We start from the raw sequence: 22,855 nt of genomic DNA, 5'->3' as shown, positions 1-22,855 counted from the left end.
AAAATCTTTTTACTTTTAAAAGACTAGCCTTAATACAAAACTAGTCTTTTAAATTAAATGAGTTTTATTGTTTTTATATAAAATATTATTAAAATATTCTTTACAAGAATCTTACTTTTGCCTCAGCAATGGCTTCTGCAACACGTAACGGAGATACGCCACCTTTTGCACAGCGTTTATCTAAGCAAGATTGCAAAGATAAAATTTCATAAACATCTTCATTGACCACATCGCTAAATTGACGGAATTCATCAATAGTTAAATCTTCCAATCCTTTATGAACTTTTATTGCATAAACAACGGTTTCCCCTACAATATGATGTGAATCACGGAAAGGCACACCTTTTGAAACTAAATAATCAGCTAATTCCGTCGCATTAGAATAACCTTTTAGTGCCGCTTCTTTAGTTCGCTCAACATTGACTTTAATATCATCTAATACGAAACTTGCCATTTCCACGCAATCTTGCCAAGTATCTAAGGCATCAAAAATTCCTTCTTTATCTTCTTGCATATCCTTATTATAAGCAAGTGGTAATGCTTTTAAAGTAACGAGCATTCCTGTTAATGCCCCCATTACTCGACCAGCTTTCCCACGAATTAATTCACAAGCATCAGGATTTTTCTTTTGTGGCATTAATGATGACCCTGAAGTTACACGATCAGATAATTCCACAAAATCCGCTTCGCCACTGTTAAAAATAATCATATCTTCTGCAAAACGAGAAAGATGAGCCATACTCAAAGATGCCGTAGAAAGTAATTCAATGATATGATCACGATCAGACACGCTGTCTAAACTATTTCGAGTTGCCATAGAAAAATCAAGATCTTTTGCTAATTGTTCACGATCAATAGGATAAGCTGTTCCTGCCAATGCACCACTGCCTAAAGGGCAAGTATTCATTCTGCGATAAGCATCACTTAAACGAGAATAATCACGATCTAACATTTCCACATAAGCCATACACCAATGTGCAAAAGAAATAGGTTGAGCTCGTTGTAAATGGGTATAACCCGGCATTACTGCATCTTGATTATTTTCTGCCGTTTCAACTAATTTTACTTGTAACCGGCGAATTGTATGTTGTAATTCTGTTACTCGTTGCTTACACCACATTTTAATATCTAACGCAACTTGATCGTTACGGCTACGCCCTGTATGTAATTTTTTACCCAAATTACCTATTTTATTAATCAGCTTACTTTCAACCCAACTATGAATATCTTCTGCGTCATCTTGCAAAATCCCTAAAGGATTTGACCGCACTTCCACCAATAACGCATTTAACGCAACTTCTAATTGTTGCTGCTCTGCTTTTGTTAAGATCCCAACAGTAACTAATGCTTTTGACCAACCAATAGAGCCTTCAATATCTTGTTCTGCTAAACGATAATCAAAGCGTAGTGAATCATTAAAATCTTTGAAACGTTTATCTGCTGCTTGTGTAAAACGTCCACCCCAAAGTGCCATATTTTTTCCTTTATGTGTATTTTCTTAATAAAAAATGCTGGGTTTCAATACCCAGCCTTTATATTTATCAGTAAGTTATAAAATTTATTATCTCATTGAGTAAAAGTGCGGTCAATTTTTCTATTGATTTATCATTCACAATCCTGATTTATAATCCTATAATCAATAACTAGAATTTAACAATATGATAAATAACGACACCTTACATTTGATTATTTATTCTATTATTATGCATAAATAATCAAAAATCAACGTTTATTTTAATTTAAAGGTAAACAAATGAAAAAATACCCTTCATTTATTGATATGTACTCACAACTCATTGCTACACCAAGTATTAGTAGCCTTAATCCCGAATTTGATCAATCAAATCAACCCATTATTATATTATTAGCTAACTGGTTAGCCGATCTTGGCTTTAAGGTAGAAATTCTACCAGTAGAAGGCCGTCATCAAAAATTTAATCTATTAGCAACTTATGGTACTGGTGAAGGCGGATTGCTACTTGCAGGACATACGGATACTGTCCCTTTTGATGAGGGAAGATGGACATTTAATCCATTTAATTTAACAGAAAAAGAGGGGAAGTTTTATGGATTAGGTAGTGCCGATATGAAGGGCTTTTTTGCGTTTATCATTGAAGCGATAAAAGATTTAGATTTACAACAACTCAATAAACCATTACGTATCTTAGCCACCGCAGACGAAGAAACGACAATGCTAGGAACAAGAACCTTTATTCAGCATACACATATTCGCCCTGATTGTGCCATTATTGGTGAACCTACGTCCCTAAAACCAATAAATGCCCACAAAGGACATCTTGCGGAAAGCATTCAAATTATTGGCAAAACAGGACACGCCAGTGATCCTGATAAAGGAATTAATGCTATTGAATTAATGTACCAAGCCACAGGATATTTGATGGAATTACGAGATGAACTAAAACAAAAATACCATCATTCTGCTTTTAAAATACCTTACCCAACGATGAACTTAGGATCTATTAATGGCGGAGATGCAGTCAATCGAATTTGTGCTTGTTGTGAACTTGCTTTAGAAATTCGTCCATTGCCAAATATGCAACTTAATGATTTAAATGAAATGTTACAAAAAAAGCTTACACCACTATTTGAACAATGGGGAGATTTAATTTCAATCAAATCATTACACGAGCCTATTCCTGGTTTTGAATGTGAACATTCAGCACAAATAGTGCAAGTTGTCGAAAAACTTCTTGGTGAAAAATGTGAAGCAGTAAACTATTGTACCGAAGCCCCTTTCATTCAACAACTATGCCCAACTTTAGTATTAGGTCCTGGTTCAATAGCACAAGCTCATCAACCAGATGAATATTTATCGGCAGATTTTATTCAGCCAACAATAAAATTGTTGCAAAAATTGATTGTGAATTTTTGTCAGTAAAAACTAACAATGATTTTCAATTTATTTTATACTAAAAAATAATATTACTTTGTATTATCAAGAATAAAAATTATGCTAATTACCTTAACTACTTATTTGTTGTTTCTTTATTTTTTAATCATTTTCATTTGTCATCGAGAAATAATGATTCATCATTTTATTTCCCAAAATATTCTAAGATCACCAGAATATACTAATTCAATTAAAAGAATGAGATTATTAGGAGCGCGTTTTGATATAAAAGTGATTTCCTCAATGCTCATCCTTCCATATTTAATTTCATTTTTGCTTTCAAGTTTTTTATCTTCAAATAATATTTCTGTGTATTTTTATTCTATCTCTATTTTTATTATTTCCTTTATTTGTATTGCTTTTACTGTAGGAAACTATTTTTATTATAAAACCTACAATACTTACTACGATGTATTTATCTTTGGCTTTTTTGAAGATGATACAGAAGCAGTATTAAAAAATATTTATGACGATTATCCTATTTTTAAATCAATTCTAATCGTTTTAATACTTTCAATTATCCCTAGTGTCATCAGTTTTCTTTTATTAAAAGATATTAAGGTAGAAACTACGCTCGCAGCATATACTCTTTTATTTATTACTTTAATACTAATGATACTAGCTTTAAGAGGCACAATAAATTCAAAACCATTAGGGAAAATTCACGCTCAAGTATCTTCATTAAATACTATTAATTATATGGTACCTAATGGTCCTATAGCTGTAACTTGGGCTATTAAAGAGCGTAAAAAATCAATACAATTTTCTCCCGTGGAAAAAGAGAGAGGAGAAATATTAATCCAAAATTTATTTTCAAGAAATTCTTTAATTTATCAAACAGAACAAAATTCTTATTTAGAAGAAAATCTTCCACATGTTGTTTTTTCATTAATGGAAAGTTTTGGACATAATATTTTATATATGGATAATCCTGATAAAAATGATCTGTTAGGTGAATTACGTACTCATTTTAATGAAGATTTTGTATTTAAAAACTTTACCTCATTTGATAATGGTACAGCCTCATCATTATTGGGACAATGTTTCTATAGTACTAATGAAAATTTAAGCCAATCTTCAGAACAAAAAACATTATTACCTCATACCGCCTTTAAACCCTATAAAGAAAAAGGTTATAGAATTATCTTTATAACCTCAGGAAATGCAATGTGGAGAAGCCTTGCAAATTATCTCCCATATCAAGGGGTAGATGAAATCTATGATCAAAATAACATCATAGATATCTATCCAGAATCTCAAAATACCCTATCCTATTGGGGAGTAGCAGATGAATATTCATTTAAACTAGCAAAAAAATTACTAGATGAATCAAAACAACCACTCTTTATTTATATTTTAACCATTACCAATCATCCCCCATACAAAGCTCCTCATGGTTATAAAGTGAAAACTATTGATTCATCTTGTCTTATTGGAAAAATAGGAAAAGATGATACAGAACGAAAAAATATATTATCGGCTTATCAGTATGCTACGGATGCTTTAGGTAATTTTATTACTAATATAAAAAATTCATCTTTAAAAGAAAAAACAATTATTGGTGCAAGTGGTGATCATCATCTAAGAGGAATGAAACAAACACTTCCTCAAGAAACGTTTTTATCTTATTCAGTTCCTTTTTATTTGTATGTACCCAAAACAATACTAGAAAATACGCCTACCCATTTTGATCGGTCTAGATTCGGTTCCCATAAAGATATTATGCCAACCTTGTACTCTATAAGCCTATCAAATGCTGAATATTGGGCTATTGGTGGTAGGAACCTGCTTTTACAGAAAGATATCCCTCAATATAACTTTTCTTATAATAGATTAATTTGGGCTGATAAATCAGGAGTGGTAGACATTTCAAAAACGCCTTTTACTAAATATTCTTGGGATAAATCTTATTTAGTAGCAAAAAATGAAATACCCATGACAAAAAAAGAAATTCAAACAATTAATGATTATATAGAACTATTAAATTGGCAAATGAATTTTCTATTAAAAGGTTATAAAAATCCTTAATCTCACTAAATATTAAAATGAGTCGCCCTGTTATCATTGATTAACTATCGGCTCATTAATTATACTTATAATGCAAGATTCAACCTCAAAACAAAGTATCACAAAGAAAATAAAAAGATAAGTAGAAGTGGTGGGCGATACCGGTCTCGAACCAGTGACCCCCTCCTTGTAAGGGAGGTGCTCTCCCAACTGAGCTAATCGCCCGATAGATGCTTTCCAGCTATCAGATGTTTATCTTAGATAAACAATGGGATTTAGACTTAAGTGGTGGGCGATACCGGTCTCGAACCAGTGACCCCCTCCTTGTAAGGGAGGTGCTCTCCCAACTGAGCTAATCGCCCACTTGAGCCTAAAGCAACGTAAGAACACTTTGTTGAAAAGTGGTGGGCGATACCGGTCTCGAACCAGTGACCCCCTCCTTGTAAGGGAGGTGCTCTCCCAACTGAGCTAATCGCCCTTACGTTGTGAAAAGGCATTATAAGTAATATGGCTTAACAGTCAATAGATTTTTGTTTTTTTTTATTTGTTTGTTTTAAAATTAGTCATAATTACAGATTATCTCTTATTAATTCTTTGAAGTCATAGTACAATAGCCAAAGTATATTTTTCTAAAAAAGATGAGTAATAAATAATGAAATTAGAAGCCCTATTTGATTTAGATCCCAATGTAAAAGTTCGTACAAGATTTGCACCAAGCCCAACAGGCTATTTACACGTTGGTGGTGCAAGAACTGCATTATATTCTTGGTTATTTGCCAAACATCATCAAGGTGAATTTGTTCTGCGTATTGAAGATACGGATTTAGAACGTTCAACACCTGAAGCAACACAAGCAATCTTAGAAGCGATGGACTGGTTAAATTTAAAATGGGAATATGGTCCTTATTATCAAACCAAACGTTTTGATCGCTATAACCAAGTTATTGATCAAATGCTTGAACAAGGTTTAGCTTATCGTTGCTATTGTACAAAAGAACGTTTAGAAGAACTGCGTCATACACAAGAAGAAAATAAAGAAAAACCACGCTATGACCGGTATTGTTTGCATAATCAAGAAAATCCACTTGATAGACCGCATGTAGTGCGTTTTAAAAATCCACAAGAAGGTTCTGTCGTTTTTGAAGACGCGGTTCGTGGGCGTATTGAAATTAATAATAGTGAATTAGACGATTTAATTATTCGCCGTACAGACGGCTCACCAACTTATAATTTCTGTGTTGTTGTTGATGACTGGGATATGGGCATTACTCACGTTGTACGTGGGGAAGATCATATTAATAATACTCCTCGTCAGATTAATATATTAAAAGCACTCGGTGCTCCAATTCCAACTTATGCCCACGTTTCTATGATTAATGGTGATGATGGACAAAAACTCTCTAAACGTCATGGTGCAGTGAGTGTTATGCAGTATCGTGATGAGGGTTATTTACCTGAAGCATTACTTAACTATTTAGTACGTTTAGGTTGGGGACATGGCGATCAAGAAATTTTCTCTGTTGAAGAAATGATTAATTTATTTGAATTAGAGCACGTTAGCAAATCAGCTAGTGCATTTAATACAGATAAATTACTATGGTTAAACCAACATTATATCCGTGAACTACCACCAGAATATGTTGCAAAACACCTTGAATGGCATTATCAAGATCAAGGTATTGATATCTCTAATGGTCCAGCATTAACTGAAATTATTGCAATGCTTGGCGAACGTTGTAAAACCTTAAAAGAAATGGCAATCTCAAGTCGCTATTTCTTCGAAGACTTTGATAGTTTCGATGAAAATGCTACAAAAAAACATTTCAAAGCAGCAGCTATTGCACCACTAGAAAAAGTAAAAGAAAAATTGACCGCACTTTCTACTTGGGATCTGCATAGTACACATCAAGCGATTGAAGATACAGCCTCTGAATTGGAAGTTGGAATGGGAAAAGTAGGTATGCCATTACGTGTTGCGGTTACGGGTTCTGGACAATCTCCATCAATGGACGTAACCTTAGTTGGTATTGGTCGTGAACGTACTCTCGTTCGTATCCAAAAAGCCATTGATTTCATTAAAAATAAAATTGCTTAATCATTAAGCAAAAAATCTTAATAATACATTAAGTGATTGACATAGCTGGTAGCAAAATTTATCATTGCTATCATGTTTTGGGGATATAGCTCAGTTGGGAGAGCGCTTGAATGGCATTCAAGAGGTCGTCGGTTCGATCCCGATTATCTCCACCAAATTGCAAAAAAGCCTTGGACAACCGTCTAGGGCTTTTTTACTATCTAGTGTATCAATAAAATTTAAATACAAAAAATTATCTCATACGCAAACGTTTCCCTTTGATCTTGCTCACAAATTTTAATCTTAAAAAATAAAATTTGTGAGTAATATATCTTTAAACTGATAGAATACTCACATAAGCAATGAAAATAAGGAGTATATTATGTCAGAAGTATTTCATTTAGGTTTAACTAAAGCAATGTTAAAAGGTGCTAAAGTTGCTATTGTTCCTGGTGATCCTGCTCGTTCGGAGCGTATAGCCAAAAAAATGGAAAATCCAGAGTTTTTAGTTTCAACAAGAGAATTCACTTCTTGGTTGGGTTACGTAAATGGACAACCTATTGTTGTTTGTTCTACGGGTATTGGTGGACCATCTGTGTCTATTTGTGTAGAAGAATTAGCTCAATTAGGCGTACGTACATTCTTGCGTATTGGTACGACAGGGGCGATTCAACCACATATTAATGTAGGTGATGTATTAGTTACAACTGGTGCTGTACGTTTAGATGGTGCGAGTTTACATTTTGCCCCTATGGAATATCCAGCAGTAGCAAACTTTGAAGCAACTAATGCACTTTATGCGGCTGCAATTAATCAAAATACTGTACCTTATGTAGGTATTACGGCATCATCTGATACGTTCTATCCAGGTCAGGAACGTTATGATACTTATTCTGGTAAAGTTTATAATCGCTTTAAAGGCTCATTAAAACAATGGCAAGATCTTAATGTGATGAATTTTGAAATGGAATCTGCTACCCTATTTACGATGTGTAGTGCCTTAGGATTACGAGCAGGTATGGTGTCAGGTGTTATCGTTAATCGTACTCAGCAAGAAATCCCTAATGAAGCAACAATAAAAGGAACTGAAGAAAAAGCGGTTAGTGTGGTAGTTGAGGCCGCAGGGAAATTGGCCTTAGACTATAAGTAAACAAGTGCGGTTAAATATTTTGATGTTTTATTTATAATAAACTAAAAAATATCTTATAAAAAACCTGTTTCCTTAGCTTAGAAACAGGTTTTTATTTTGATTAGAATTAAACTATATTACTCAGCGTCTTCTTTTTCCCACTCTAATGCTCGTTTGGCTGCTCGTTTCCAACCTTTATAACGTTTTGCTCGTTTTTCTTCATCGCCATCAGGAATAAAAGTAGTTTCTACAACCGCTTTACCTCTAAGATCTTCTAAACTATCCCAGAATCCTGTTGCAATACCAGCAAGGTAAGCTGCACCTAAAGCGGTTACTTCACGAACAACAGGACGTTCTACTTTAGTATTTAAAATATCAGCTTGGAATTGCATTAAGAAGTTATTCGCTACAGCCCCACCATCTACACGTAATGTCGCCAATTTTTCGCCACTATCAGATTGCATAGCGTCCAGTACTTCACGAGTTTGATAAGCGATTGATTCTAATGTAGCTCTCACAATGTGATTACGGTTTGATCCACGAGAAAGTCCTACAATAGTGCCTCGAGCATAAGGATCCCAATATGGTGCGCCTAAACCAGTAAATGCTGGCACAACATAAACCCCATTTGAACTATCCACTTTTGTAGCAAAATATTCAGAATCACGACTGTCATGAATAATTTTAAGTTCATCACGTAACCATTGAATTGATGCACCACCCATAAAAATGGACCCTTCAAGCGCATAACAAGGTTCACCTTTTGCATTACAAGCAATGGTAGTTAATAACCCGTTTTGAGATGTAACTGCTTTATTTCCCGTATTCATTAACATAAAGCAACCTGTTCCATAAGTGTTTTTTGCCATACCAGCATCAACACAAAGATGCCCATAAAGTGCGGCTTGTTGATCACCTGCAATACCTGCGATAGGAATACGAACGCCCCCCATACCTCCAATATTTGTTTGCCCATAAATTTCAGATGAATTTTTAACCTCTGGTAACATTTCACGAGGAACATCTAATAACTCAAGCATTTTATCATCCCATTGTTTGGTATGAATATTAAATAACATAGTACGAGAAGCGTTGGTATAATCAGTGACATGAACACGACCTTGTGTTAATTTCCAAATTAGCCACGTATCCACTGTTCCAAATAGTAATTCACCTTTTTTTGCTCGTTCACGAGCGCCTTCCACATGATCTAAAATCCATTTTACTTTTGTACCTGAAAAATAAGGATCAACCACTAAACCAGTTGTTTTACGAATATAATTCTCATGTCCATCAGCTTTTAATTTTGTGCAAAAATCTGATGTTCGGCGACATTGCCACACGATAGCATTATAAATTGGCTTACCTGTCTCTTTTTCCCAGACAATCGTAGTTTCACGTTGGTTAGTGATACCTATACCTGCAATTTGATCAGCTTTAATACCAGCTTTAGCGACAACTTCATTTAGTGTGGAACTTTGTGTTGCCCAAATTTCCATCGGATTATGTTCTACCCAACCCGCTTGTGGATAAATTTGTGTGAACTCACGTTGTGCAACTTCAACGATATTAGCTTGTTTATCAAGTAACACTGCGCGAGAACTTGTAGTCCCTTGATCTAATGCGATAATGTATTGTTTTTCAGTCATAGTAGTCACCTTAAATTATTGACAGTTACAAGGTAAATTTTTACCAATTAAACGAGTGTAAAGAAAACCACCCAATAAAGCACCAATGATTGGTCCAAAAATTGGAACAAGAAAATAAGGAATATCACGTCCTCCAGTAAAAGCAATTTCTCCCCAACCAGCTAAAAATGCAAACATCTTAGGTCCAAAATCACGGGCAGGATTCATTGCAAAGCCTGTTAATGGTCCCGTTGCAGCACCAATAACAGCAACAAGTAAACCAATTAATAAAGGCGCTAAAGCACCTTTAGGTACGCCATTTCCATCATCTGTTAATGCAAGAATTAATGCCATTAATACCGCAGTAATAATAATTTCAACTGTAAATGCTTGGAATACGCTAATATGCGCATTTGGATAAGTAGAAAACACATTAGCAAAACCAATACTTTCTCCACGAACAATATTTTCTGCTAATTCAGAAGCAACGAATAAGTCCTTATATAAGAAGAAGATGATTGCTGCTGCAAAAAAAGCTCCTAAAATTTGAGCAATAATATAAGGAATGACCTTTTTTCCATCAAAACAAGCAAATTTCCAAAGGGCAATAGTAACAGCTGGATTTAAATGAGCGCCAGATAACCCTGCTGAAGCATAAACAGCAAGCGCCACGGCAAGCCCCCAAACAATTGAAATTTCCCATAAACCAAAAGTAGCCCCTGCTACTCTAGCTGCTGCCACGCATCCTACACCAAAAAAAATGAGTAATGCAGTACCAATAAACTCGCCTATACAAGCTGATTTTAATGATTTATCCATAGTTACTCCTATCGTATAACTGGTTAATAAAATCAAATAATGATTGAAAACGAATATTTTCAATCACGAATATAAATAAAATTTTCTTTTTCGCAAATTAAAAAATTTAAAAATGTGATCTACATTCATTTTTATTAATATTTAAAAAAATAAAATATTAATTTTGTATAAAAAATCATCTTCTATATTCATTATTATGAATAAAATAAGCAGTAGTGTTAATAAAAAATTATATTTCCAATAAAATAAGAAAAATAAATGTTAAAAAAATGTGAAATAAAAAGCTTTTTCATAAAAAATTATTTGCATATATAGGTAAAGTCGAGTATATCTAATAGGCGTAACTGTTTTTTTATAAAAAAACCAATGAAACAAATTACAACACAACATTCTTTTCCTATCTAATAAGGATCTATAAGATGAAAAACTTATTAAAATTATCTTTACTTGCAACCGTTGCAACAACAACCTTTTCTTTACACGCTCAAGCTGAAGAAAAATTCATTACCATTGGTACTGGTGGTCAAACTGGTGTTTATTATGTTGTTGGTCAATCCGTTTGCCAATTAGTAAATCGTGATACCGCAAAAACACAAATCAAATGTAATGCACCATCAACAGGTGGTTCAGTTGCGAACTTGAATTCTATTGCAGCCAAACAAATGGATATGGGAATTGCACAATCAGACTGGCAATTCCATGCTTATAATGGTTCTAGTTCATTTTCAGAAAAGAAAAATGATAAATTACGTGCGATTTTCTCAATTCACCCAGAACCATTTACTGTGATGGCTCGTGATGATGCAAAAATTAGTTCTTTTGATGATTTAAAAGCAAAGCGTGTTAATGTTGGTGATCCAGGTTCTGGTACTCGTGCAACAATGAATGTTATTTTAAAAGCCAAAGGCTGGACAGATAAAGAATTTAAAGTAGCCTCTGAATTGAAACCAGCAGAGATGGCATCAGCAATGTGTGATAACAACCTTGATGCAATTACTTATAATGTAGGCCATCCTAATGGTGCATTAAAAGAGGCCGCTGCTTCTTGTGATGCACATTTAGTACCAGTAACAGGTGAAGCGATTGATAAATTAGTCGCTGAAAATCCATATTATGCAAAAGCGACAATCCCTGGTGGTTTATATAAAGGTTCCGATAACCCTGTAGATACCTTTGGAGTATATGCAACATTAGTTACCTCAACAGATGTTGATGATGATAAAGTCTATGCGGTAGTAAAGGCAGTATTTGATAATTTCTCACGTTTTAAACGCTTGCATCCTGCTTTTGCGAATCTAAAAGAAGAAGATATGATAAAAAATGCGTTATCTGCCCCACTACATAATGGTGCTGTTCGTTATTATAAGGAACGTGGTTGGATTAAATAATATCTTTCTTTGTTTAATTAAGAGGCAGGTTTCCCCTGCCTTTTTCCGTTTAAAGAAGTACAAGGTTTATCACTTTATAAATTTTAAAATTATCAGTAAAATAACCTCATCTATTTTTATTTTAGGAATTTTTTATGTCTGAACAAGATAAAACCATCAATTATGATGATCTACAAGATATGGTAGCTTCAAATGATGCTGGAGGACGGAATCCTGATGGATTAACAAAAAAAACCATCATTGTTGTTGCTATTCTTTGGTCATTATTTCAACTTTACTATACTTCCCCCTTACCCTTTTGGTTACAAGAGGTCGTAAGAACTTGGAATTGGGATCTCAATGTTGTTATTGATGATACGAAAGCACGTTCTATCCATTTAGCATTTGCATTATTTTTGGCTTATTTATCCTTTCCAGCCTTTGCTAGCTCACCAAAACATAAAGTACCTTATCAAGATTGGCTATTTGCAATAGTTGGTAGCTTTTTAGGTGCTTATTACATCTTCTTTTATGATGGATTAGTCACACGTTTTGGTGCACCAAATTTACAAGATATTATTGCTGGATCTATTGGTATTTTGCTATTACTAGAAGCTTGCCGCCGTAGTTTAGGACTACCATTAGTTATTATTGCTGGTATTTTCTTACTTTATAATTATTTTGGACAATTTCTACCTACTAGTTGGATAATTAGCCATAGATCAGGTTCATTATCACAAATTATCAACCAACAATGGATAACTACCGAAGGAGTATTCGGTGTTGCCTTAGGGGTTTCAACAAAATATGTTTTCCTATTTGTACTATTTGGTGCATTATTAGATAAAGCGGGTGCTGGAAACTACTTTATTAAAACGGCATTCGCCTATTTAGGTCACTTTAGTGGTGGTCCAGGTAAAGCGGCAGTAGTATCATCAGGCTTAACAGGATTAGTTTCAGGCTCATCTATTGCCAATGTAGTCACTACAGGCACATTTACCATTCCAATGATGAAACGTGTTGGATTGAATGCAGAAAAAGCTGGAGCAATAGAAGTAGCCTCCTCTGTAAATGGACAAATAATGCCACCAGTAATGGGAGCTGCAGCATTCTTGATGATTGAATACGTCAATATGCCATATAGTGAGTTAATTACTCACGCTTTCTTACCTGCATTAATTTCTTATATTGCCTTAGTCTATATCGTACATTTAGAAGCTCAAAAATTAGGTTTAGACGGTTTAGAACGTGTAGAACCCGCTAATCCATTTCTGATGACTTTGCTAAGGATAGCAACCTCAATCTTAGTGATAATTAGTTTAGCAATAGCTGTTTATTTTGGACTAGGTTGGATAAAAGATGTGATTCCACAATTCGCATTTTTAATCGTCTCTATTGTGCTAATCTTTGCTTATATTGCACTCATTCGCCGAGTAGCAAGATTCCCAGATTTAGAAATGGATGATCCAAATTCAAAAGTAGTTAAACTACCTTATAAAAAACCTACGGTAAATGCCGGATTACATTATTTATTACCTGTAGTTGTGCTAATGTGGTGTTTAATGATTGAACAAATGTCACCTGGACTTTCTGCGTTTTGGGGAACAATGGCATTAAGTTTAATCTTAATATCACAGCATTCTTTACTGAGCTTTTTCCGTCAAGATGATAATAATAAAATAACACTATTTAAACAAGGCGTACAAGAATTAGTTGATGGTTTAGAAACTGGAGCAAGAAATATGATTGGTATCGGTATTGCTACGGCAACGGCTGGTATCATTGTTGGTGTTGTTTCACTTACTGGGTTTGGCGTACAGCTTTCGGGTATTATAGAAATGCTGTCTATGGGTAACATTTTACTAATGCTAATTCTAGTAGCTATCTTTAGTTTAATTCTTGGAATGGGGTTACCAACTACCGCCAACTATATTGTAGTTTCATCATTAATGGCATTAGTCATCGTTGAAATAGGTAAGCAAAATGGACTGATTGTGCCATTAATCGCTGTTCATCTATTTGTTTTCTACTTTGGAATTATGGCAGATGTTACACCACCAGTTGGCTTAGCTTCATTTGCTGCAGCTGCTATTTCAGGAGGTAGCCCAATCAAAACGGGGGTACAAGCTTTCTACTACAGTTTAAGAACTGTTATTTTACCATTCCTATTTATCTTTAATACAGACTTACTACTAATTGATGTAGGCTGGGCAAAAGGTTTCCTTGTATTTACCACCGCAACTATAGGTATTTTGGTATTTACTGCTGCAACGATGAATTTCTTTTTTACTAAAAATAAATGGTGGGAAGGCATTGCTTTAATATTAGCGGCATTTACATTATTCCGCCCCGGATTTTTTATGGAATATATTTCACCATCTTCATATCATATTGAACCAGCGCAAATGACAGAGAAAATATCTAAAATTCCTGCCGGTGAGAATATGATGTTAAAAGTAGCAGGTCTAAATCCTTATGGTAAACAAATCGAATTCTATGCTGAATTAACCATACCTGAAGGAAATACAAACGAAGAACGTATTGCGACACTAGGATTAATGCTACTTGACACTGGCGAGGAAATTGAAATTAATGGCAAACAATCAGCTAAAATTTTAATTGATAATGTAGAAATAGACTCACCAGCAGCAAAAGCAGGATTAAATTGGGATCAAACAATACTGGATGTATCCTTACCACAAAAATCATTGGCTAAAGAATGGATGTTTATCCCTGCATTACTATTAATTTGGGGTATTGCTTGGAATCAACGCCGTCGCATTAAGAAAAAATAATCAAGTGCGGTCAGAATTTTATACTATTCTGACCCATAACCCGACAAAGGATAAATAAGGATAAAATTATGTACAATAAACTACTAATCGCAATTGATTTGAGTAATCTTGAAAGCGCTAAATTTGTTGTAGATACAGCACTTGAAATTACAGCGAGCAATCCGAATGCAATTTATCGTGTTGTGACTATCATTGAACCAATTGATGATAGCTTTATTTCTGCCTTTTTACCGAAAAACTTCGATAAATCGGTTGTAGAAGAAGCTAATAAAACACTCCACGAATTTACAAAAGCAAACTTTCCTGAAGGTACAAAAGTTCAGCATATTGTTGCACATGGAACAATTTATGAGGAAATTAATCGTATTGCAGAAGAAAAAGATGTCGATCTTATTCTTATGTTAGCAAGCAGTAAACCACATGCAAAAGGATTAAGCTCAAATACTGTAAAAGTAGCAAGACATTGTAAAAAACCTATTCTAGTACTTCGTTAATTACCCAATATAAACGAAATAATAAAGCCTTAAAATAATTAATTTTAAGGCTTTTTACTGTAATAGCGTTAAGGTTAAATAGAAACGACTCTAGCGCCTGAACATTCCACCCATTCCTCCCATACCGCCCATCATACCTTGCATTCCACGCATCATTTTAGACATACCGCCTTTACGCATTTTTTTCATCATACGCTGCATTTCATCAAACTGTTTCAATAGCTTATTCACATCTTGTACTTGAGTGCCAGAACCCAGAGCAATACGGCGACGGCGTGATCCTTTGATAATTTCAGGTTTTGCTCGTTCACTTAATGTCATTGAATTGATAATAGCTTCCATCTTAATAAACATTTTATCATCAACTTGATTTTTTACATGAGCAGGTAAATTTTTAGCTCCTGGTAATTTATCAAGCATACTCATCATTCCGCCCATTTTTTTCATTTCAATTAGCTGCTCACGAAAATCCTCAAGGGTAAAGTTATCCCCTTTTTTGAATTTCTTCGCCATCTTTTCCGCTTTTTCATGATCAACTGAGCGTTGTAAGTCCTCAATTAGTGAAAGAACATCGCCCATACCTAAAATACGAGAAGCAATTCTATCTGGGTGGAAAGGTTCTAACGCATCTGTTTTTTCACCAATACCTAAAAATTTAATTGGTTTACCTGTAATTTGGCGAATAGATAACGCCGCACCACCACGAGCATCACCATCAACTTTAGTTAAAATCACCCCTGTTAGAGGTAAGGTTTCATTAAATGCTTTAGCTGTATTAGCCGCATCTTGCCCAGTCATTGCATCTACGGTAAATAATGTTTCAATTGGATTGAGGGCTTGGTGAATATCTTTAATCTCATCCATCATCTCAGTGTCAACATGCAAACGACCTGCAGTATCGACAATAAGCACATCATAAAATTTTAATTTCGCTTCAGCTAATGCACTTTTAACAATTTCAACTGGTTTTTGAGTCACATCAGAAGGATAAAAGTCAACTTGAACACTTGTTGCAAGTGTTTCTAATTGTTTAATCGCCGCTGGACGATAAACGTCAGCAGAAACCACTAGTGCTTTCTTTTTATGTCTTTCACGTAAAAATTTTGCTAATTTACCTACACTGGTAGTTTTACCAGCCCCTTGTAAACCAGCCATTAAGATAACTGCTGGAGGTTGAGTTGATAAATTTAAACTCTCATTAGCCTCCCCCATTGCTCGTTCAAGTTCTAACTGCACAATTTTTAGAAATTCTTGACCTGGTGTTAAGCTTTTATTTACTTCTTCGCCAATCGCACGTTCTTTAACTTTATTAATAAATTCACGTACTACTGGTAAAGCAACATCAGCCTCAAGCAAAGCCATTCGGACTTCACGCAATGTTTCCTTGATATTATCTTCCGTTAAACGCCCCTTTCCCGTTATATTTTTTAAGGTTTTCGATAGACGATCTGATAAATTTTCAAACATATTTTATCCTAATGATTAAATTTATAAATTTTTTCAATTATACTGATATTTAATAGATTTTCATCATTTGCAAGAAATTTATAGCGATTTTATCAAGCTAAAGTTAGAATAAGAATTATTATTAGTTATTTTAGATATTTTCTTACCATAAATTTAATAGGATAATGTGATGTGGTGTACATTGATTTCAACTTTATTATACTTAATAAGTATTTTATTAATTAGTCCGATATTATTAAAATCTCAATCAGCAAAAATTGAGCATTCTATTAAGTTGAATAAAACCTTACTATTTACTACCGCAGTTTTTGCAATTATTATTCATGCAATTAACCTTTCTGATCTATTCACTAATCTTTTTATTGGTCAATCTTTTACATTAATAGAAATCAGTTCATTTATTAGTGTCATTGTTGCCGCACTAGTAACTATTGCAACATTTTGCCGTGTAAAAACATTATGGTTTTTACTTCCAATTATTTATGGTTTTGCAATCATTAATCAAATTTTACAAACCTTATTACCCGTACATTTTATTCATTATTTAAACCAAAATATAGGTGTGCTAATACACATAGGTCTAGCTCTATTTGCCTACGCAATTTTCTTTATTACATCCTTATATGCGATTCAACTTTTTTGGATCGATCGAAATCTTAAACGTAAACAAACCTCTTTTTCATCAGTAATGCCTCCACTAATGACCGTAGAAAAACATTTCTTTCGATTAATGCTTTGTGGGCAGTTATTACTGACACTCACGTTAATATCTGGTGCTGTTTATCTCGCTGATTTTTTTGCAATACAAAATATTCAAAAAGCCGCCTTATCTTTTTTAGCGTGGATTGTTTTTGGTATTAGTTTATTTGGTCATTGGAAGCTATATTGGCGTGGAAAAAGGATGATCATTTACACAATTTCAGGTATGATCCTACTGACATTTGCCTACTTTGGCAGTCGCATTATGCTAACTTAATTGTTATCAATAATATATTGGAGAGGTGCGGTAATATTTATTACTACAAAAATAACCGCACTTTTATGATTAATCTACAAAGGATCTGATTTTGGACACTATCCCCCTTAGTACCCTATTTATTGCACTTGTTATCTTACTAATTCTTTCTGCTTATTTCTCTGGTTCAGAAACTGGTTTACTTTCAGTAAACCGCTATCGTATGAAATTCTTAGCTGAAAAAGGACACAAAGGTGCACAGAAAACAGAAAAACTCTTAAAGAAAACCGATCTTCTGCTAAGCCTTATTCTTATTTGTAATAATTTAATTAATATTTCAGCCTCAGCGATAGCCACAATTATTGGTATCCGATTATATGGTGATGCGGGTGTTGCCATTGCCACTGGAGTTTTGACTTTTTTCATGCTAATTTTCTCAGAAATTTTCCCAAAAACTATTGCCGCACTTTATCCTGAGAAAGTTGCTTTTTTATCTAGTCATATCATCACTCCATTATCAAAAGTTTTTAAACCATTAGTCCTTTTAATGAATTTAATTATTAAAGCATTAATGAAAATTACAGGGTTAAAGGCGGAAACAAAATCACATTCATTAAGTCCTGATGAATTACGTTCGATTGTGAATCAATCTGGGCAATTTATCCCTACTGCTCACCAAGATATGTTGCTATCTATTCTTGATCTTGAAGAAGTAACCGTAGAAGACATTATGGTTCCGAGAAATGATATTGGTGGTATTGATATTGATGATGATTGGAAATCCATTATGCGTCAATTAAATCATGCAGCTCACAGCCGATTCGTATTGTATAAAGGTAGTATGGATGAGAATATCTTAGGTATTTTGCGAGTTCGTGAAGCATATCGATTAATGCTAGACAAAAATGAATTTACAAAAGAAATGTTAATTCGAGCAGTAGATGAGGCTTATTTTATTCCAGAAGGTACACCACTCAATACTCAATTACTTAATTTTAGAACAAATAAAGAACGTATAGGATTGATTGTTGATGAATATGGCGATATAAAAGGATTGGTTACTCTTGAAGATATTTTAGAGGAAATCGTCGGAGAATTCACCACATCAACTGCACCATCTATTGATGATGAAGTAACGACCCAATCAGATGGTTCAATAATTATTGAAGGTTCTGCAAATCTGCGTGATCTTAATAAATTATTTAATTGGCATTTAGATACCGAAGATGCAAGAACCTTTAATGGCTTTATATTGGAGCATTTAGAAGAGATTCCTAATGAAGGGAAAATTTGTGAACTTGATGGTTTAAAAATTACTATTTTAGAAGTAGCAGATAATATGATAAAACAAGCAAAAGTAGAAAAATTATAATCATAAAACTACTCATCATCTAACAGAAATAGGAGAGCTTAATGTTCTCCTATTTTTATACTTTGAGAGAATTAAAAAGTTGTTGCTAAATAATTAAAAAAATTTGTGATAATCTAGCTCAAGCAACGTCTAAATACTATATCCAAAATATAAATAGGAATAAATATGAATAAATTACAAAAAAATGATGTTACACCAGAACATATTTTCTATCAACGTCGCAGAATTATTGCGGCTTTAGGTGCTGGAGCGATTGGAGCTTCATTACCCAAAATAACACTCGCAGATACACCAAATAAGGCAAGTTTAAGTTCATTAACATTCAAAAAAAATAATGACAGCACATTATCACTCACCCCAGAAAATAAAGTTATTGGTTACAACAATTTTTATGAGTTTGGTACGAGTAAAAGTGATCCAGCTAATAATGCTCAACATTTAAAAGTAGATCCTTGGACACTAGAAATCACAGGGGAAGTCGAAAATCCATTTACATTAAATTATCAACAATTACTCACAACCTATCCATTAGAAGAAAGAATATATCGACTACGTTGTGTTGAAGCATGGTCAATGGTCGTACCTTGGATTGGGTTTGAACTCGCACGTATAATTGAGCAAGCCAAGCCAACGAGTAAAGCAAAATACGTTGTTTTCCATACATTACATGATCCAGAACAGATGCCAGGACAAAAAGATTATTTCCTTGGTGGCGGTATTGATTATCCTTATGTAGAAGCATTACGTTTAGATGAAGCATTAAACCCACTAACATTGCTCTCTGTAGGCTTATATGGAAAAACATTGCCACCACAAAATGGTGCACCTATTCGCCTTGTTGTGCCATGGAAATACGGCTTTAAAAGCATTAAATCTATTGTGAAAATTACTTTCTCTGAAACTCGTCCACAAACAACTTGGGAAAAACTAGCACCACACGAATATGGCTTTTATGCCAATGTTAATCCACAAGTCGATCATCCTCGCTGGTCTCAAGCTTCTGAGCGTGTTATCGGTAGTGGTGGCTTATTTTCAATTAAACGTCAACCGACCTTAATGTTTAATGGATACGAAAAAGAAGTAGCCCATTTATACAAAGATTTAGATCTGAAGGTGAATTACTAATGTTAACATTATTAAGATTAATTACTCATATTGCTTGTGCAATACCTTTATTATGGTGCGGTTTTGTATTAATTGATCCAGAAGCAACTGCATTAAGTGCCGATCCAGTAAAAGATCTTGAACATTTTTTAGGTTACACTGCCATTATAATTTTTTGTGCAATGTTTATACTTGGTATCATTCTACAAATTATTAATAAAAATCAATATCAAGTATTACGTCGTGCTTTAGGATTATGGGCTTTCTTTTGGGCAGTATTGCACGTAGCTAGCTATTTAGTCTTAGAATTAGGAAGTGATATTAATCTATTTTTTAACGAAATATTTGACCGCACTTATTTAATTTTAGGCGCTACCGCCTTTATTATTCTTAGCATAATGGCAATAACGTCTGTACCATTTATAAAGAAAAAATTAGGACAACGGTGGTTTACTGTTCATCAGTTTGCTTATGTAGCGATTATTCTCGCCGCCATTCATTATTACTCATCGGTAAAAGGAATTGAGCTTGCACCAATTATTATTGGTATTACTGTAAGCTTCATTTTATATTGGCGTTTTTTCCCTTTGAAAAGAAAATAATCCTTAGAGAAATAATTTTTAGAAACGTAAAAAGGAAGATATTGTATCTTCCTTTTAGTTTTTTATATGGCGAGTTTCTAACTTATTTAACCAGTCCACCACTAGCTTGTAAATCAGCATGATAAGAAGAACGAACAAAAGGACCACAAGCCGCATGTTCAAATCCCATTTTATTCGCTTCTTCGCGAAAGCGGTCAAATTCATCAGGAGAGACATAGCGTGCAACGGGCAGATGGAAACGGCTAGGTTGCAAATATTGACCTAGCGTCAACATCGTCACCCCGTTATCCCGTAAATCTTGCATTACCTCTAAAATCTCTTCATTTGTTTCTCCCAATCCAACCATTAATCCTGATTTAGTCGGAATATGAGGGAACATAGCTTTAAACTCTCTCAATAATTTTAATGACCATTGATAATCAGCCCCAGGACGAATATCACGATATAATCGAGGTACATTCTCTAAATTATGATTAAATACATCTGGTGGATTATCTTTTAATTTATCTAGCGCTTTTTCAATACGCCCTCTAAAATCAGGTACCAAGATTTCTACTTTCGTATCTGGATTAATACGACGAATTTCTTTCACACATTCAGCAAAATGTCCTGCACCACGATCAGGTAAATCATCACGATCTACAGAGGTAATGACCACATAACGTAATTTCATATCTTGAATAGTTTCAGCTAACTTACGAGGTTCTTCAATATCTGGCGGTAAAGGCTTACCATGAGCTACATCGCAAAATGGACAACGACGTGTACAAATAGCTCCTAAAATCATAAAAGTAGCCGTACCATGATTAAAACATTCATGTAAATTTGGGCAAGAAGCCTCTTCACAAACTGAATGTAAACCATGGCGACGCATACCATTTTTTATACTATCAATTTTAGCTGAATTAGCTGGTAACTTGATTTTCATCCATTCAGGTTTTTTTAATAATTCCTGATTAGGATCGATATTTTTTACAGGAATAATGGTAGTTTTTGCGGCATCACGATATTTAACGCCACGTTCCATTTTAAAAGGAGTCGCCATAAATCTATTTCTCGAATTTATTATTACAAAATTTTAACATTATTATAACTTAATATTTGGGTAAAGTATTTAACTAATTTAGGCGACACTTTATCGCAAAGTGCTTCATTCTCATCAATAAAATCAACTAATTGACACATCTCTAATCCAGCATAGCCACAGGGATTAATCTGTCGAAATGGTAATAGATCCATATTAATATTAAATGCTAATCCATGAAAAGAACAACCTTTACGGATTCTTAGACCTAAAGAGCAAATTTTTTTGTTATCAACATAAACACCTGGAGCATCTGCCTTAGCATAAGCCTCAATATTATATTCAGAAAGTGTTTTTATAACAGTCTGCTCCAAAGCTGTAACTAAATCACGTACACTGAGATCATAACCTCTCGCCTTATGGCGTTTAATATCAATCAACACATACATAATCTGTTGGCCTAAACCATGATAAGTAATTTGTCCACCACGATCAGACTGAACTACTGGAATATCTGTTTTTTGTAACAAATGTTCTGCTTTACCTGCTGAACCTTGTGTAAACACGGCTGGATGCTGGACTAACCAAATCTCATCAGCCGTATCATCATCCCGCTTATCCGTGAAATTTTTCATTTGCTCCCACACCTGATGATATTCTTGAACACCAAGCTGACGAACAATCAAATGTTGTTGATTCATATTATCGTCTTATAATCCAATACTGTGATAAAACATAAATATACAATTAAAACTACGTTTATAACACCATTCTTACGCCATCAATTTTAGCTAATTCTGAATATAAAGTTTCAACTTGTTCAATGTTTTCTGCAATAATATCAACTGAGACCGAATTATAGGTCCCTTTTGAACTAATATTTTGTCTAGGATTATAATCACCCTGTGCATATTTTTGTACAATCTGAATAACATCATCAACTAACGATTCTCTATTTGCACCTACAACTTTAAATGTAAAAGCACAAGGAAATTCAAGTAAATCTTTTAACTTTTGTTGTGGTATTTCGTTTAATTTTATCTCTTTTGTTGACATATCTATATCCTATAAAATTTATAACCGCACTTTGTATATAAAGTGCGGTTA

Annotated in this window: 18 protein-coding genes and 4 tRNA genes; 12 read left to right on the top strand and 10 right to left on the bottom strand. The window is 34.1% G+C overall.

All coding sequences use genetic code 11. From position 1 onward, the window contains the following. Positions 1-100: 100 nt before the first annotated feature. Positions 101-1,474, bottom strand: a complete 1,374-nt coding sequence (gene argH / locus EV697_RS00710) for an argininosuccinate lyase (protein ID WP_132021545.1) — start codon at positions 1,472-1,474, stop codon at positions 101-103. A 279-nt stretch (positions 1,475-1,753) separates the two neighbouring features. Between argH and argE the strand changes: the two genes are divergently transcribed. Further along, on the top strand, positions 1,754-2,899 hold the full coding sequence (gene argE, locus EV697_RS00705; RefSeq protein WP_132021543.1) for an acetylornithine deacetylase: 1,146 nt from the start codon (positions 1,754-1,756) through the stop codon (positions 2,897-2,899). A 144-nt stretch (positions 2,900-3,043) separates the two neighbouring features. Then, a complete protein-coding gene (locus tag EV697_RS00700) occupies positions 3,044-4,939 on the top strand; it encodes an LTA synthase family protein (protein WP_165906453.1) in 1,896 nt (631 codons plus the stop codon). Between the two features lie 128 nt (positions 4,940-5,067). Here the strand turns inward: EV697_RS00700 and EV697_RS00695 are convergent. The 3 genes from EV697_RS00695 to EV697_RS00685 form a co-directional block, all read right to left on the bottom strand. Beyond that, positions 5,068-5,143: transfer RNA gene (locus EV697_RS00695), tRNA-Val, on the bottom strand. A gap of 61 nt (positions 5,144-5,204) precedes the next feature. Further along, a tRNA-Val gene (locus tag EV697_RS00690) sits at positions 5,205-5,280 on the bottom strand. A 40-nt stretch (positions 5,281-5,320) separates the two neighbouring features. After that, positions 5,321-5,396: transfer RNA gene (locus tag EV697_RS00685), tRNA-Val, on the bottom strand. Between the two features lie 174 nt (positions 5,397-5,570). Here EV697_RS00685 and gltX point away from each other — a divergent pair. The 3 genes from gltX to udp all read left to right on the top strand — a co-directional run bounded on the left by gltX (position 5,571) and on the right by udp (position 8,142). Continuing rightward, a complete protein-coding gene (gltX, locus tag EV697_RS00680) occupies positions 5,571-7,013 on the top strand; it encodes a glutamate--tRNA ligase (RefSeq protein WP_132021539.1) in 1,443 nt (480 codons plus the stop codon). Positions 7,014-7,092: 79 nt separating this feature from the next. Further along, positions 7,093-7,168, top strand: a tRNA-Ala gene (locus tag EV697_RS00675). A gap of 206 nt (positions 7,169-7,374) precedes the next feature. Further along, positions 7,375-8,142 carry a uridine phosphorylase gene (gene udp, locus EV697_RS00670; RefSeq protein ID WP_132021537.1) on the top strand — a complete coding sequence of 256 codons (768 nt, stop codon included), beginning with the start codon at positions 7,375-7,377 and terminating at the stop codon, positions 8,140-8,142. Positions 8,143-8,258: 116 nt separating this feature from the next. On the opposite strand, the gene glpK is transcribed toward udp, so the two are convergent. Together glpK and EV697_RS00660 are read right to left on the bottom strand one after the other, a co-directional pair. Further along, complete coding sequence (gene glpK, locus EV697_RS00665) at positions 8,259-9,770, bottom strand: glycerol kinase GlpK (protein ID WP_132021535.1); 1,512 nt, start codon at positions 9,768-9,770, stop codon at positions 8,259-8,261. Between the two features lie 15 nt (positions 9,771-9,785). Next, entirely contained in the window at positions 9,786-10,568 is a 783-nt protein-coding gene (locus EV697_RS00660; RefSeq protein WP_132021533.1) for an MIP/aquaporin family protein, read from the bottom strand. 419 nt (positions 10,569-10,987) lie between these two features. Here EV697_RS00660 and EV697_RS00655 point away from each other — a divergent pair, with 419 nt between their 5' ends. The 3 genes from EV697_RS00655 (at position 10,988) to EV697_RS00645 (ending at position 15,224) form a co-directional block, all read left to right on the top strand. Continuing rightward, a complete protein-coding gene (locus EV697_RS00655; protein WP_132021531.1) occupies positions 10,988-11,956 on the top strand; it encodes a TAXI family TRAP transporter solute-binding subunit in 969 nt (322 codons plus the stop codon). Positions 11,957-12,090: 134 nt separating this feature from the next. Next, a complete protein-coding gene (locus EV697_RS00650; RefSeq protein WP_132021529.1) occupies positions 12,091-14,730 on the top strand; it encodes a TRAP transporter permease in 2,640 nt (879 codons plus the stop codon). Positions 14,731-14,798: 68 nt separating this feature from the next. Next, a complete protein-coding gene (locus EV697_RS00645; RefSeq protein ID WP_132021527.1) occupies positions 14,799-15,224 on the top strand; it encodes a universal stress protein in 426 nt (141 codons plus the stop codon). A gap of 90 nt (positions 15,225-15,314) precedes the next feature. On the opposite strand, the gene ffh is transcribed toward EV697_RS00645, so the two are convergent. Beyond that, on the bottom strand, positions 15,315-16,691 hold the full coding sequence (ffh, locus tag EV697_RS00640) for a signal recognition particle protein (protein ID WP_132021525.1): 1,377 nt from the start codon (positions 16,689-16,691) through the stop codon (positions 15,315-15,317). 169 nt (positions 16,692-16,860) lie between these two features. Here ffh and EV697_RS00635 point away from each other — a divergent pair, with 169 nt between their 5' ends. The 4 genes from EV697_RS00635 to EV697_RS00620 all read left to right on the top strand — a co-directional run bounded on the left by EV697_RS00635 (position 16,861) and on the right by EV697_RS00620 (position 20,724). Beyond that, positions 16,861-17,667, top strand: coding sequence for a cytochrome C assembly family protein (locus EV697_RS00635; protein ID WP_132021523.1), 807 nt, complete (start codon positions 16,861-16,863; stop codon positions 17,665-17,667). 91 nt (positions 17,668-17,758) lie between these two features. Then, positions 17,759-19,018, top strand: coding sequence for an HlyC/CorC family transporter (locus tag EV697_RS00630; RefSeq protein WP_132021521.1), 1,260 nt, complete (start codon positions 17,759-17,761; stop codon positions 19,016-19,018). 165 nt (positions 19,019-19,183) lie between these two features. Next, positions 19,184-20,143, top strand: coding sequence for a protein-methionine-sulfoxide reductase catalytic subunit MsrP (gene msrP, locus EV697_RS00625; RefSeq protein ID WP_132021519.1), 960 nt, complete (start codon positions 19,184-19,186; stop codon positions 20,141-20,143). Next, positions 20,143-20,724 carry a protein-methionine-sulfoxide reductase heme-binding subunit MsrQ gene (locus EV697_RS00620; protein WP_132021517.1) on the top strand — a complete coding sequence of 194 codons (582 nt, stop codon included), beginning with the start codon at positions 20,143-20,145 and terminating at the stop codon, positions 20,722-20,724. Before msrP ends, EV697_RS00620 begins: the two co-directional genes overlap by 1 nt. An 82-nt stretch (positions 20,725-20,806) precedes the next feature. On the opposite strand, the gene lipA is transcribed toward EV697_RS00620, so the two are convergent. From lipA to ybeD, 3 genes are read right to left on the bottom strand one after another with little or no spacing between them, the layout of a single operon-like run. Next, positions 20,807-21,769 carry a lipoyl synthase gene (gene lipA, locus EV697_RS00615; RefSeq protein ID WP_132021515.1) on the bottom strand — a complete coding sequence of 321 codons (963 nt, stop codon included), beginning with the start codon at positions 21,767-21,769 and terminating at the stop codon, positions 20,807-20,809. A 23-nt stretch (positions 21,770-21,792) separates the two neighbouring features. Then, entirely contained in the window at positions 21,793-22,449 is a 657-nt protein-coding gene (gene lipB / locus EV697_RS00610) for a lipoyl(octanoyl) transferase LipB (RefSeq protein ID WP_132021513.1), read from the bottom strand. A 58-nt stretch (positions 22,450-22,507) separates the two neighbouring features. Next, positions 22,508-22,804, bottom strand: coding sequence for a DUF493 family protein YbeD (gene ybeD / locus EV697_RS00605; RefSeq protein ID WP_132021511.1), 297 nt, complete (start codon positions 22,802-22,804; stop codon positions 22,508-22,510). Positions 22,805-22,855 lie beyond the last annotated feature (51 nt).

It is taken from the genome of Bisgaardia hudsonensis, from assembly GCF_004345785.1.
In the GTDB taxonomy this organism is placed as follows: domain Bacteria; phylum Pseudomonadota; class Gammaproteobacteria; order Enterobacterales; family Pasteurellaceae; genus Bisgaardia; species Bisgaardia hudsonensis.
Note: the sequence above shows the minus strand (reverse complement) of the source record. Positions and strands in the feature narration are given on the sequence as shown.

Excerpts from the sequence above, each read along its gene's own strand:
- argH (WP_132021545.1), bottom strand. The coding sequence starts at position 1,474 with ATGGCACTTTGGGGTGGACGTTTTACACAAGCAGCAGATAAACGTTTC.
- argE (WP_132021543.1), top strand. The coding sequence starts at position 1,754 with ATGAAAAAATACCCTTCATTTATTGATATGTACTCACAACTCATTGCT.
- EV697_RS00700 (WP_165906453.1), top strand. The coding sequence starts at position 3,044 with ATGATTCATCATTTTATTTCCCAAAATATTCTAAGATCACCAGAATAT.
- gltX (WP_132021539.1), top strand. The coding sequence starts at position 5,571 with ATGAAATTAGAAGCCCTATTTGATTTAGATCCCAATGTAAAAGTTCGT.
- udp (WP_132021537.1), top strand. The coding sequence starts at position 7,375 with ATGTCAGAAGTATTTCATTTAGGTTTAACTAAAGCAATGTTAAAAGGT.
- glpK (WP_132021535.1), bottom strand. The coding sequence starts at position 9,770 with ATGACTGAAAAACAATACATTATCGCATTAGATCAAGGGACTACAAGT.
- EV697_RS00660 (WP_132021533.1), bottom strand. The coding sequence starts at position 10,568 with ATGGATAAATCATTAAAATCAGCTTGTATAGGCGAGTTTATTGGTACT.
- EV697_RS00655 (WP_132021531.1), top strand. The coding sequence starts at position 10,988 with ATGAAAAACTTATTAAAATTATCTTTACTTGCAACCGTTGCAACAACA.
- EV697_RS00650 (WP_132021529.1), top strand. The coding sequence starts at position 12,091 with ATGTCTGAACAAGATAAAACCATCAATTATGATGATCTACAAGATATG.
- EV697_RS00645 (WP_132021527.1), top strand. The coding sequence starts at position 14,799 with ATGTACAATAAACTACTAATCGCAATTGATTTGAGTAATCTTGAAAGC.
- ffh (WP_132021525.1), bottom strand. The coding sequence starts at position 16,691 with ATGTTTGAAAATTTATCAGATCGTCTATCGAAAACCTTAAAAAATATA.
- EV697_RS00635 (WP_132021523.1), top strand. The coding sequence starts at position 16,861 with ATGTGGTGTACATTGATTTCAACTTTATTATACTTAATAAGTATTTTA.
- msrP (WP_132021519.1), top strand. The coding sequence starts at position 19,184 with ATGAATAAATTACAAAAAAATGATGTTACACCAGAACATATTTTCTAT.
- EV697_RS00620 (WP_132021517.1), top strand. The coding sequence starts at position 20,143 with ATGTTAACATTATTAAGATTAATTACTCATATTGCTTGTGCAATACCT.
- lipA (WP_132021515.1), bottom strand. The coding sequence starts at position 21,769 with ATGGCGACTCCTTTTAAAATGGAACGTGGCGTTAAATATCGTGATGCC.
- lipB (WP_132021513.1), bottom strand. The coding sequence starts at position 22,449 with ATGAATCAACAACATTTGATTGTTCGTCAGCTTGGTGTTCAAGAATAT.
- ybeD (WP_132021511.1), bottom strand. The coding sequence starts at position 22,804 with ATGTCAACAAAAGAGATAAAATTAAACGAAATACCACAACAAAAGTTA.